Source organism: Ensifer sp. Root31, assembly GCF_001424825.1.
GTDB classification, from domain to species: Bacteria; Pseudomonadota; Alphaproteobacteria; order Rhizobiales; family Rhizobiaceae; genus Ensifer; species Ensifer canadensis.
The window spans coordinates 300,472-313,083 of record NZ_LMCO01000045.1 but is presented as its reverse complement, the minus strand read 5'-3'; the positions used below and the strand labels follow the sequence as shown (position 1 = coordinate 313,083).

At 63.3% G+C, this 12,612-nt stretch carries 10 protein-coding genes; 5 read left to right on the top strand and 5 right to left on the bottom strand.

Annotated elements, in window-relative coordinates:
• The first annotated feature begins 67 nt into the window (after nt 1-67).
• The 3 genes from ASD00_RS30550 to ASD00_RS30540 are packed head-to-tail and all read left to right on the top strand — an operon-like array spanning nt 68 to nt 3,326.
• A complete protein-coding gene (locus ASD00_RS30550) occupies nt 68-1,723 on the top strand; it encodes a GMC family oxidoreductase N-terminal domain-containing protein (protein ID WP_025425253.1) in 1,656 nt (551 codons plus the stop codon).
• Between the two features lie 8 nt (nt 1,724-1,731).
• On the top strand, nt 1,732-2,049 hold the full coding sequence (locus ASD00_RS30545) for a Dabb family protein (protein WP_025425252.1): 318 nt from the start codon (nt 1,732-1,734) through the stop codon (nt 2,047-2,049).
• Between the two features lie 5 nt (nt 2,050-2,054).
• Nucleotides 2,055-3,326, top strand: coding sequence for a glycerate kinase (locus ASD00_RS30540; RefSeq protein ID WP_025425251.1), 1,272 nt, complete (start codon nt 2,055-2,057; stop codon nt 3,324-3,326).
• A gap of 87 nt (nt 3,327-3,413) precedes the next feature.
• Here ASD00_RS30540 and ASD00_RS30535 read toward each other — a convergent pair whose 3' ends face one another.
• Entirely contained in the window at nt 3,414-4,751 is a 1,338-nt protein-coding gene (locus tag ASD00_RS30535) for an aspartate aminotransferase family protein (RefSeq protein WP_025425250.1), read from the bottom strand.
• Nucleotides 4,752-4,900: 149 nt separating this feature from the next.
• Here ASD00_RS30535 and ASD00_RS30530 point away from each other — a divergent pair, with 149 nt between their 5' ends.
• Nucleotides 4,901-5,449: a cupin domain-containing protein gene (locus ASD00_RS30530; RefSeq protein ID WP_025425249.1), complete on the top strand. Its 549-nt coding sequence runs from the start codon at nt 4,901-4,903 to the stop codon at nt 5,447-5,449.
• 182 nt (nt 5,450-5,631) lie between these two features.
• Here the strand turns inward: ASD00_RS30530 and ASD00_RS30525 are convergent, their stop codons facing one another.
• From ASD00_RS30525 to ASD00_RS30510, 4 genes are read right to left on the bottom strand one after another with little or no spacing between them, the layout of a single operon-like run.
• Nucleotides 5,632-6,864, bottom strand: a complete 1,233-nt coding sequence (locus ASD00_RS30525; RefSeq protein ID WP_057210881.1) for a pyridoxal phosphate-dependent aminotransferase — start codon at nt 6,862-6,864, stop codon at nt 5,632-5,634.
• Between the two features lie 9 nt (nt 6,865-6,873).
• Nucleotides 6,874-8,406 (bottom strand): aldehyde dehydrogenase family protein, encoded by a 1,533-nt coding sequence (locus ASD00_RS30520; RefSeq protein ID WP_025425247.1) that lies wholly within the window; start codon nt 8,404-8,406, stop codon nt 6,874-6,876.
• Nucleotides 8,407-8,436: 30 nt separating this feature from the next.
• On the bottom strand, nt 8,437-9,858 hold the full coding sequence (locus ASD00_RS30515; protein WP_025425246.1) for an FAD-binding oxidoreductase: 1,422 nt from the start codon (nt 9,856-9,858) through the stop codon (nt 8,437-8,439).
• Nucleotides 9,859-9,868: 10 nt separating this feature from the next.
• A complete protein-coding gene (locus ASD00_RS30510; protein WP_025425245.1) occupies nt 9,869-11,269 on the bottom strand; it encodes a VOC family protein in 1,401 nt (466 codons plus the stop codon).
• Nucleotides 11,270-11,382: 113 nt separating this feature from the next.
• On the opposite strand from ASD00_RS30510, the gene ASD00_RS30505 reads away from it, so the two are divergent.
• A complete protein-coding gene (locus tag ASD00_RS30505) occupies nt 11,383-12,276 on the top strand; it encodes a LysR family transcriptional regulator (RefSeq protein WP_025425244.1) in 894 nt (297 codons plus the stop codon).
• Nucleotides 12,277-12,612 lie beyond the last annotated feature (336 nt).

Here is a 12,612-nt window from a genome sequence, read left to right as displayed (position 1 = left end):
GGTTTCGAGTTTAACACGTCGGAAATTTGGAACGTTCCAAATGCCGTGCCGTGGAGGAAGACAGGCAATGACATACGACTATATCATCACCGGTGCCGGCCCTGCCGGCTGCGTTCTCGCCAACCGTCTCTCTGAGGATCCGTCGGTCCGCGTCCTGTTGCTGGAGGCGGGTGGCGGCGACTGGAACCCGCTGTTTCACATGCCGGCCGGTTTTGCCAAGATGACCAAGGGAGTTGCAAGTTGGGGCTGGGAGACCGTGCCACAGAAACACATGAAGGGCAGGGTGCTGCGCTACACCCAGGCCAAGGTCATCGGCGGCGGTTCGTCGATCAATGCCCAGCTCTACACCCGCGGCAATGCGGCCGACTATGACCTCTGGGCGTCCGAGGACGGCTGTGCCGGCTGGGACTATCGCAGCGTTCTTCCCTATTTCAAGCGCGCCGAAGACAACCAGCGCTTCGCCGACGACTATCATGCCTATGGCGGTCCGCTCGGCGTCTCGATGCCGGTTTCTACCTTGCCGATCTGCGATGCCTACATCCGCGCCGGCCAGGAACTCGGCATTCCCTACAATCACGATTTCAACGGCCGTCAGCAGGCCGGCGTCGGCTTCTACCAACTGACGCAGCGCAATCGCCGGCGTTCGAGCGCGTCGCTTGCCTATCTCTCACCGATCAAGGACCGCCGGAACCTTACCGTTCGCACCGGAACGCGCGTCGCCCGGATCGTGCTCGAGGGTACGCGCGCCGTCGGCGTCGAGGTGGTGACGGCGAAGGGAAGCGAGACGATCCGGGCGGAGCGGGAAGTTCTGGTCACGTCGGGCGCCATCGGTTCGCCGAAGCTGCTCCTTCAATCCGGTATCGGCCCGGCGGATCACCTGAAGTCGGTGGGCGTGCCGGTAAAGCACGACCTACCCGGCGTCGGTGGCAATCTGCAGGACCACCTCGATCTGTTCGTCATTTCCGAATGCACCGGCGATCACACCTATGACAACGTCGCGAAGCTGCACCGGACGCTCTGGGCCGGCCTGCAATACGTGCTTTTCCGCTCCGGCCCGGTGGCATCGAGCCTGTTTGAGACCGGCGGCTTCTGGTACGCCGACCCGGATGCCCGCTCGCCGGATATCCAGTTCCATCTCGGCCTCGGCTCCGGCATCGAGGCTGGCGTCGCGCGACTGAAGAACGCCGGCGTGACGCTCAATTCCGCCTATCTGCATCCGCGCTCACGCGGCACCGTCAGGCTTTCCGACGCTGATCCGGCCGCAGCGCCGCTGATCGATCCGAATTACTGGGAAGATCCGCACGACCGCAAGATGTCGATCGAGGGGCTGAAGATAGCCCGCGAGATCATGCAGCAGGCCGCCCTCAAGCCTTTCGTGCTGGCGGAACGTTTGCCGGGCAACACTGTCGTCTCCGACGAGCAGTTCTTCGACTATGGCTGCGCCAATGCCAAGACCGACCACCACCCGGTCGGCACCTGCAAGATGGGCACCGACGCCATGGCCGTGGTCGGACTCGATCTGAAAGTGCGTGGGCTGGAGGGCCTTCGCGTCTGCGACAGTTCGGTCATGCCGCGCGTTCCCTCTTGCAACACCAACGGGCCGACGATCATGATGGGCGAAAAGGGCGCCGACATCATTCGCGAGCGCCAGCCCTTGCCGCCGGAGATCTTCGCCCATGAACGAAACGATGCCCGGCCACGTGCCCGCGCCGATATCCGTTGAGGAAAACCATGATCCGCCACTGTGTCTTCATTCGCTTTCGTCCAGACGTTTCGGCGGATGAGAAAGCGTCGATCTTCGCCGAGATCGCGGCGCTAAAAAGCCGGCTTCCCGGCCTTCTCGCGACCTATGCCGGCGCCAATGTCAGCCCGGAAGTGGGCATGGACAAAGGGTATGCCGAGGGTTTCATCGTCGATTTCTCCGACGCAGCCGCGCGTGACGCCTATCTCGACGATCCGGAGCATCGGCAGACCGGTGCAAAGATCGTCGCGGCGGCGCAAGGCGGCATCGACGGCATTTTCGTCTACGATCTCGAAATCGCGGGCTGAAGACGATGGCGGCCTTCGAAGCGCGTCCCTTTCTCACCGCCCTTTTCGACGCGGCCGTCCGCGCCGCCGATCCCTATGAGGCGATCCGCGCGCATCTGCCGGAAAAGCCGAAGGGACGAACGATCGTTGTCGGCGCGGGCAAGGCCGCAAGCCAGATGGCCGCAGCTTTCGAAAAGCTGTGGGATCACCCGCTGACCGGCGCCGTCGTTGCGCGCCACGGGCCGATTGAACGCTGCGAGCGCATTCGCGTGTTGCAATCCGCCCATCCGGTGCCGGATGAGGCTGGCCTTCGGGCGTCGGAAGAGCTGCTGAAGCTGGTGGAAGGCCTGACCGCTGACGATCTGGTTGTCGCTCTGATTTCGGGTGGTGGATCGTCCTTGCTGCCGGCGCCGCCGGAGGGTTTGATGCTTGCCGACGAGATCGCCGTCAACCGGGCGCTGCTTGCCTCCGGCGCACCGATTTCCGCGATGAACGTCGTGCGCAAACATGTGTCGCGCATCAAGGGAGGCCGTCTTGCGGCGGCCGCTGGGCCGGCGCGTGTCGTCAGCCTCGTCGTTTCCGACGTTCCCGGCGACAACCCCGCTTTCGTTGCCTCGGGCCCGACAGTGCCTGACGGGTCGACGGTGGAGGAGGCGCTGGAGATCGTCGGCCGCTATCGCATGGCTCTTCCCGATGGCGTGGTGGCCCACTTGCGATCCGGTGCCGCGCGGGCACCTGATCCGTCCGAACCGGTTTTCCGTCGGCACGAATGCCACGTGATTGCGTCGGCGCGTGTCTCGCTGGAGGCTGCAGCAAGGACGGCGCAGGAATTGGGTGTAGAGGCGCGCATTCTTTCTGATGCGATTGAAGGCGAGGCGCGCGATATCGGCCGCATGCATGCGGCGCTGGCGCGTGAAGTCGCCCAGCGCAATCAACCTTTCGAAAAGCCGGTCGTGCTGCTTTCCGGCGGCGAAACGACTGTGACGATATCGGGCAAGGATTACGGCAAAGGCGGCCGCAACAGCGAGCTGTTGCTGTCGCTGGCGCTCGACATCGAGGGGCTCGACGGGATCGATGCCCTGGCGGCGGATACGGACGGCATCGACGGGTCTGAGGACAATGCCGGCGCCTTTGCCGATGGCGGCAGCGTCAGTCGCATGCGTACTGCCGGTGCTGATCCGCGGGCGCATCTGGCGCGCCACGATGCCTGGTCGGCATTCTCAGTGAGTGGCGATCTTTTCGCGCCCGGTCCGACTGGAACCAATGTCAATGACTTCAGGGCGATGCTAATCCGTTAGCCGGATTCTCCGGCTCAAGGCAGAACAGAAAATCTGCGTGTCATGGTCGCCGCCAAACGTTTCGGCGGCGACCATGATCTCTTGTTTTTACTTGGCGCGCTTCAAGGCATCGCCGAGGATCGAGACGATTTCGCCGAAGTGATTTTCGTCGGCGATCAGCGGCGGCGAGAAGGCGATGATGTCGCCGGTCACGCGGATCAGCAGCCCCTTTTCGAAGCAATCGACGAAGACCTCATAGGCGCGGGCGCCGACAGCACCCTCGCGTGACTGCAGCTCGATGCCGGCGATGAGGCCGATGGTGCGGATGTCGATGACATGCGGCAGGCCGTTCAGCGAATGCATGGCATCATGCCAGGCGTCCTGCAGCTCGGTGGCGCGGGTCATCAGGCCCTCATCGCGATAGATGTCGAGCGTGGCGATACCCGCGGCGCAGGCGGCCGGGTGGCCGGAATAGGTGTAGCCGTGGAAGAGCTCGATCTGGTTTTCCGGGCCGTGCATCAATGCGTCGTGCACCTTGCGGCTGGCAAAGACCGCGCCCATTGGGATGGCGCCGTTGGTGAGCCCCTTCGCCGCCGTCACCAGGTCCGGGGTGACGCCGAAGAAGTCGGTGGCGAACGCAGCGCCAAGGCGACCGAAGCCGGTGATGACTTCGTCGAAGATCAACAGGATGCCGTGTTTGTCGCAGATCGCGCGCAGCCGCTCGAGATAGCCCTTCGGCGGGATGAGCACGCCCGTCGAACCGGCAACCGGCTCGACGATGCAGGCGGCGATGGTTTCGGCGCCGTGTAGCGCCACCAGCCGTTCGAGATCGTCGGCAAGTTCGGCGCCGTGCTCGGGCTGGCCCTTGACGAAGGCATTCTTGGCAAGGTCGTGGGTGTGGCGCAGATGGTCGGAACCGGGAAGCTGCGGGAAGACGCGGCGGTTGTTGAGGATGCCGCCCACCGAAATGCCGCCGAAGCCGACGCCGTGGTAGCCGCGCTCGCGCCCGATCAGCCGCGTGCGAGTGCCCTGGCCGATCGCGCGCTGATAGGCGATGGCCATCTTCAGCGCCGTGTCAACCGATTCCGAGCCCGAGCCGGTGAAGAACACGCGGTCGAGCTTCTGGCCTTCCGGCCCCGGCGCGATTTCGGCAAGGCGTTCGGCAAAATCGAAGGCGATCGGGTGGCCCATCTGGAAGGAGGGGGCGAAATCCATCGTCGACAGCTGGCGTTCGACGGCTGACGCGATCTGGCGGCGGCCGTGGCCGGCGTTGACGCACCAGAGACCGGCGGTGCCGTCGAGGATCGTGCGGCCATCGGTGCTGGTGTAGTGCATGCCCTCGGCGGAGGCGAGCAAGCGCGGTGCCGCCTTGAACTGCCGGTTGGCGGTAAAGGGCATCCAGTAGCTGTCGAGTACGGGGGCGTTGGGTTTGGTGTGCTGGTTCATGGCATCCTCCTGAAGATCAGGGGATTGACGCCATGATTTGAATTGCCAAACAAGTCCTTTTCTGTTGTCATTCAAGCCATTGAATTTTATACAACGAGGTTTGCGAAATTGCGATATTTCGAACAACCTGAACACCGAGATGGACACCCATGAGCGTCGACATTGGAAACCGGCTTCGCCACCTCCGGCTGATGCACAATCTTTCGCAGCGCGAACTTGCCAAGCGAGCGGGCGTGACCAACTCGACGATCTCGCTGATCGAGTCGAATGCGTCCAATCCGTCGGTCGGCGCACTGAAGCGCATCCTCGACGGCATACCGATCGGACTTGCGGAGTTCTTTTCGTTCGAGCCTGAACGGCCGCGCAAGGCATTCTACGCCGCAGAGGAACTGGTCGAGATCGGCAAAGGGCCGATCTCCTATCGCCAGATCGGCGACAATCTCTTTGGCCGCAGCCTGCAGATCCTGAAGGAATGTTATCAGCCGGGCGCGGACACTGGAAAAGTGCCGCTGGTGCATGAAGGCGAGGAGGGCGGCATCGTGCTGTCGGGGCGCATTGAGGTCACCGTCGACGACGAGCGGCGGATTCTCGGGCCTGGGGATGCGTACTATTTCGAAAGCCGGCGACCGCACCGATTTCGTTGCGTCGGGCCGGTACCTTGCGAGGTGATCAGCGCCTGCACGCCGCCGACGTTTTGAAGGAAGGGAGCGGGCGCCCCTCATCCCGCTGCCGCGACCTTCTCCCCGCCTGCGGGGAGAAGGGATATGCCGCCAGCGCCTCATACTCTCTTTGCGAACAGGAGTAGAGAGGCAGCTGTTTGCGCGACCGTCCCCTCTCCCCGCAAGCGGGGAGAGGGCTAGGGTGAGGGGCTACTTCCGAGTTACGAAAGCCGAGCGCAGGCGTCGGCGATGCGCATGAGCGCTTCCTTCAGTTCCGCTTCCGACGTCGCATAGGAGATGCGGAAGAACGGCGAGAGGCCGAAGGCCGAGCCGGGGACAACGGCGACATGGGCGTCGTCGAGCAGGTAGGCGCAGAAGTCCGTGTCCGTCTCGATCGTCTTGCCCGAAGGCGTCACCTTGCCGAGCATGCCGGCGCAGCCGGAGAAGGTGTAGAAGGCGCCTTCCGGAACGCGGCAGTCGAGACCGTCGATGGCGTTGAGGCCGTTGACGACGAGATTGCGGCGGTGCTGGAAGCTGGCCGTGCGTTCCTTCAGGAAATCCTGCGGGCCGGTCAGGGCTGCCACCGAAGCGGCCTGGCTGACCGAAGACGGGCAGGAGGTCGCCTGGCTCTGGACGACAGCCATCGCCTTGATCAGCTCGCGCGGACCACCGGCATAGCCGATGCGCCAGCCGGTCATGGCATAGGCCTTGGAGACACCGTTGACCGTCAGGGTGCGGTCCTTGAGCCGAGGCTCCAGTTGGGCCGGGGTGACGAAGCGGAAGCCGTCATAGACGATGTGCTCGTACATGTCGTCGACCAGCAGCCACACATGCGGATGCCTCAAGAGCACGTCGAGCAGCGGCCGGTAGTCGTCAGCGCTGTAGGCGGCACCCGAAGGGTTGGAGGGTGAGTTGAGAAGCACCCAGCGCGTCTTCGGCGTGATCGCCGCTTCGAGCTTGTCGGCGGTGAGCCGGAAACCGGAGGCCGCGTCGCAGGGGATCAGCACCGGCTTGCCTTCGCAGATCTGGACGATATCCGAATAGGAGGTCCAGTACGGCGTCGGAATGACAACTTCGTCGCCGGCGTCGATCGTCGCCATCATGGCGTTGAACAGGATCTGCTTGGCGCCGGTGGCAATGGTGATCTCGTCCTGTTCGTAGGCGAGGCCGTTCTCGCGCTGGAACTTTTCACGGATCGCCTTCTTCAGTTCCGGCGTGCCGTCGAGTGCGGTGTATTTGGTTTCGCCGCGCTGGATCGCCTCGCAGGCGGCCTGCTTGACGTAGTCAGGCGTGTCGAAATCCGGCTCGCCTGCGCCGAGAATAATGACCGGCTTGCCCTCGCGCTTCATCGCTTGCGCGCGCGCGCCGATCTTGAGGATTTCGGATACTCCGATCGAAGAGATCCGCGAGGCGGGCTTGAAGCCCGCCTCCTTGACCGTTGCGTTGATGGTCATCGCTTGGTCCTACTCGATATCGAAGGAGACGCCCTGTGCCAGTGGCAGGGCCTTCGAGTAGTTCACCGTGTTGGTGGCGCGACGCATGTAGGCCTTCCACGAATCGGAGCCCGATTCGCGGCCGCCGCCGGTTTCCTTTTCACCGCCGAAGGCGCCGCCGATTTCCGCACCTGAGGTGCCGATGTTGACGTTGGCGATGCCGCAATCCGAGCCGTCGACGGCCAGGAACCGTTCGGATTCCTGCATGTCGCGGGTGAAGATCGACGAGGACAGGCCGGCTGCAACCGCATTGTGGTCGGCAACGACTGCGTCGAAGTCGCTGTACTTCATGACGTAGAGGATCGGCGCGAAGGTTTCTTCGAGGACCGGGCCTGCCTGCTCAGGCATTTCGACCAGGGCGGGCTTGGCGTAGTAGCCGTTGGCATAACCGAGCTCGACGCGTTCGCCGCCGGTGACGGCGCCGCCATGGGCCTTGGCTTCGTCGATTGCCTTCTGCATGCCGTCGAAAGCGGCCTTGTCGACCAGCGGGCCGACGAGTGCGGTGGTTTCCAGCGGATTGCCGACCGAGACCGAGCCATAGGCCTTCTTCAGGCGGGGAACGAGCTGGTCGTAGACGCTTTCATGCACGAACAGGCGGCGCATGGTCGTGCAGCGCTGGCCGGCGGTGCCCATGGCGCCGAAGGCGATGGCGCGCAGCGCCATGTCGAGATCGGCCGATGGGCAGACGATACCGGCATTGTTGCCGCCGAGTTCGAGGATGGCGCGGGCGAAGCGCTTGGCAAGACGCGGGCCGACGTCGCGGCCCATGCGGGTCGAGCCGGTGGCCGAGACCAACGGAACCTTCGGGTTGTCGACGAGGACTTCACCGACGGCGCGGTCGCCGATCAGAACCTGCGACAGGCCTTCCGGGGCGTCGCCGAAGCGGGCAAGCGCGCGTTCGAAGATAGCCTGCGATGCAAGCGCCGTGAGCGGGGTCTTTTCCGACGGCTTCCAGACGACGGAGTTGCCGCAGACGAGCGCCAGCGCCGTGTTCCACGACCAGACGGCGACCGGGAAGTTGAAGGCGGAGATGACGCCGACGACGCCGAGCGGATGCCAGGTTTCCATCATGCGGTGGCCGGGACGCTCCGTGGCGATCGTCAGACCGTAGAGCTGGCGGGAAAGGCCGACTGCGAAATCGCAGATGTCGATCATTTCCTGAACTTCGCCGAGGCCCTCGGAGGTGATCTTGCCGGCTTCGATCGAAACGAGGCGGCCGAGGTCGGCCTTGAAGGCGCGTAGCTCTTCGCCGAGCAGGCGGATCAATTCGCCGCGCTTCGGTGCCGGAACGAGGCGCCAGGCCTTGAAGGCTTCATGCGCCTTGTCGATCTTGGCGGCAGCCTCCGTGGCCGAAACCGTCTTCAGGCTGGCGATCTGTTCGCCCGTGACCGGGCTGAACGACGGCATGTCGCCGCCGGTGTAGAGTTCCTTGGCGACGCCCATCTTCTCGAGGAGGGCTGCTGCCTCCTTGGTGACGTCGATCTTCTTCGTTGCAATGTTCATCTGGTCTGACTCCCGTTTTCCTGCCCTGGCCTATCCGAAGCGCACGCTGCCGAGTTTCCCCGGCGAGGTGAGCGTCTTCAGGCCCGCGGCCATGTCCTTGAGTTTGTCGGTTGTATAAACGTCGTAGTAGGCCTGGTTGCGGCGGCCTATCGCATGTTCCGCGCTGAAACTGCCGTGATACTCCTCGACCGCCACGGCGAAAACCCATTCTCTCAAACGCTGCTCGAATGTCGGATCGCTGAGCAGCGCGCTGTCCTTCGGCACCACGAGATTGAAGTGTACACCACCATCGCCGATATGGCCGAAGTCGCAGACGGTGACATCAGGAAACCTCGTCGGCATTTCGGCCTTCATATGGTCGCAGAAGGCCATGATGTCACCCCTGCGGAAGGAGACGTCGAAGGCGATCAGCTTGCCCAGGTGTTTCACACCTTCCGAAAGTGCGTGGCGCAGCGCCCAGACCTCATGCGGCGGGCCGACGAACGCGTCGGCGAGCGGTGCCGTCTCCATCTCCCAGATCTCGGCCAGCACCGTTTCAAGCACGGCGTCGAGCGATTGCTCGCCTTCGCGTGGGGCCCAGGTGCGGCTGATTTCCGCGAGAATGACGTATTCAGGGACGTGTCCGCCCTGGAACGGGTTCTTCAGCGAAGGCACATGCGCGAACGCCGCCTTGACGGCGTTGCTCGACATGCCCTCGAAGGCCGAGAGGTAGGCGCCGAGCCGCTCTTCCATGGCGCGCAGCAGCGGCAGCACATGGGCGCCGCTTGCCGGCACCAGCAATGCGGTCGCCGTCTGCTGCGGCAGGCGCTCCAGATTGAGCACGCATTCCGTGATGATGCCGAAGGCGCCCGACGTGCCGACGAAGACCTGCTTCCAGTCGACGCCGGTGTTGTTCTTGCGCAGGTCGCATTGAAGATCGAGCACGGTGCCGTCTTCATCGGCGAGAACCACGGTGAGGCCCAGCGTGTTGCGGCGCACGTCGCCGTATTTCAGGAAACGCGAGCCGCCGGTGTTGGTGGCGATCATGCCGCCGATGCGCGGATCGGCGCCGAGATCGATCGGGAAAAACAGGCCATGTTCTTCCAGCCGGCGGTTGAGATCGGAAAGCCTGAACCCGGCATCGACGCGCACCGAACGATTGTCGAGATCGAGTTCGAACGCTTTGGTGAGGCGGTCGAGGCTGAGGATCGCTTCGTTGCCGGAACTATCAGGGGTCGAGCCCGAGACCAGTCCGGTATTGCCCGATTGCGGGATCAGGGCGATGCCATGACGCACGCAATAGGCAACGGTTGCCGAGGTTTCCACTGTTGTCGCCGGCCGCAGAACGACCGAAGCCCGGCCACGATCGTAGCGCGCGCCGGTCTCGTAGGCTTCCATGTCTTCAGCACGCGTGACCACACCCTTGTCGCCAAGGATGCCGGTCAGCGCGTCTATGTGTACCTGTTCAATCATCGTGAACGCATCATTCCGCAGCCATGGCTGCGGTCAAGGCCCGCAGGCAGCTTTCGATCGATGCCTCTTCGATGCCGGCATAGTGATCGAACTCGTTGAGCACTGTGGCGCCGAGGTCAATCTCGAAGCGCTTCTGGTTCGGGCTTGCGACAAAAGCCTGCTGCGCGCCGTCGCCGAGATTGGACTGGAAGATGCCTGCGGCGCTGACCGGCAGGAAGTCTTCGTAGACGATGGCGTCGAACTGCACGAGGCCGTCGGCGATCAGCGTGTTGATATCGCGGCGGTCGGAAATCCGGGTCTTCAAGCCCTTCTCGGTCAGTGAATAGCTGAAATAGCCAAGGCCGGCTTCGCGAATGCCTGCCCAGGTGTCGGGGAAGCTTTCGAAGGCTTTGGCAAGCGCGGCTTCATAGTCGCGGGCGTTGGAGCCGTCGGCTGCCGGGCGCACGATCTTGCGCGAGGCTTCCAGAAGCTCGTCGTAGAGCGCACGGCCCTTGGGAGTGAGCGCAATGCCGCGCTGCTCGATCTCGCCGAAGCGGGCGGTGTGCGAGCCGGCTTTCCAGTCGCCGCCGCCATCACGGAAGGAAACGGCCTCTTCCAGCGCCTTGAACGAGGTCTGGCGAAGCAGGATTGGGCATTTGCGGGTCGGCGGACCTTCGACGACGGCCTTCGGCGCGATGCCGAATTCGGGCATCAGCGCCTGGACCTGGTCGATATCCAGCGTGCGCGGCGTCAGGTGGTTGATATGCGGGCCCTTGAACGACACGACGTCGGCGATCAGCCGGTGGGCGTCATGCAGGCGCTTGTACATGTCGGCGCTGACATTGGCCCTGTCGTGCCAGCGGAAGGTCTCCAGCACTTCGGAGACGAAACGCTCGGCGTCGGCCTTGTCGAGGCCGCCATCACGCTCGGCCTTTTCGGCGAGTTCGATGGCAACAGGCGTAAAGATCCGACGCTCGGCCAGGATCGCCTCGGATGCGGCGCGCAGACTCTCGTCCGCAATCAGGTCAAGGCGAAGAAGCGAGGTGAAGACACGGAAGGGATTGCGCTTCAGAGCGGTTTCGCCAACCGGGCGGAAGGCGGTCGAGTGCACCGGTACACCGGCGGTCGAAAGATCGTAGTAGCCGACCGGGTACATGCCCATGACAGCAAAGACGCGACGCATCATCGAGAGTTCAGCAGGCGTGCCGAGACGGATTGCGCCGTGGCGCTCCTCGGAAATGCGATCAAGCGAATCCGTCGCATCGAGGCGCTCTTTCAGCGCCGGGTCGGCATTGAGCGTATCGTCGTTGACCTTGGCAACCAGTTCCATCAGCGTGCCGTAAGCAGGCACTTCCTCGCGGTACATGACCGACATGGCTGCGGAAAAGGCCGAACGGATATCATCGGCGGATACGAAACTATTCTCTTTCACTGGGGCTCGCCTCGCGCTATGGGTGAAGGACAAGGTCATTCTCATTTCGGATCATATCCAAAGGAAGCGGCCATTGATCGCGCTGCTTGTGACTATGTTGATGCGAGGCTGGAATGAAGTTAAGCCGCAGACTGGTTCCTGATGTTACGACGCTGCAGGCTTTCGAATGCGCGGCACGGCACGGCAGCTTCACGCAGGCAGCCGCCGAACTCAATCTGACCCAGAGTGCCGTCAGCCGTCAGATCAAGGATCTGGAGAACCAGCTCGGCGTTCTCCTGTTTGAGCGGGTGCGCCAGCGCGTCATTCTCTCCGAGGCCGGGCAGAAGTTCCTGCCCGAGGTTCGCCGCCTGCTCAACCAGACCGAAGAGCTGATGGTGCGGGCAATGGCCTCGGCGCGCGCCGACTCGACATTGTCGATCGCGTCGCTGCCGACCTTCGGCAGCCGTTGGCTGGTGCCGCGCCTGCCGGATTTTCTTCGCCAGCACCCCGATACCGTGGTCAATATCGCGTCGCGGTCGGCACCCTTCGATTTCGACGAGCAGAACTTCGACATCGCCATCCACTACGGCCAGCCGGTTTGGGCGCATGCCACCTGCAGCTATCTCTGCAGCGAGATCATCGTGCCGGCGGCAAGCCCGACCCTGCTTGCGGCCAATCCGGTGGCGACGCTGGAGGATATCGTCGGCGGTCCGCTGCTGCACCTGGCGACGCGACCCAAACTCTGGGCGCAATGGTTCGAGGCCAACGGCATGGATGGAAGGGGTGCCTATCGCGGTAACCGCTTCGATCAGTTCTCGATGGTGATCGAGGCGGCCACGGCCGGTCTCGGTTTCGCCTTGCTGCCCCGCTATCTGATCGAACAGGAGCTGGCAGCGGGAACATTGCGCATCGTTCTCGACCGGCCGATGCAGACGGAGAACAGTTATTATCTCGCGGTTCCGGAAGGCAAACTCGAAAACCCGATCAGTCTCGCCTTCCGCGAATGGATCACTGAACAGGTCGGGTAGGTTTCCCATCCTCGAACATGTTTCGACCGATGGCCGGAACCTTCCTGACGCCGTCGGCGTTTCGCGACGGACTGCTACCCAGAGATGCGCCGGGAAGGGGCAAAATTGATACATAGATTTGAGGTTGCCATAGGCGAGCGCGGACTATTGCGTTTTCGCCCGATGAGAGTGTGCGCAATTCGTCCAAACTTGCGCCGCCGATCCTTGCAAGCTGTTGGCACCACGGCTAAAAAATGCCACTTTCATGCATCACGCGGCCTTGAAAACCAATGCGCCGCCGGCTTTGCTTTCTCTGATGCCCAGTTCAAGGGCGGCGCCAGTTTCCGCCAGTTTCCG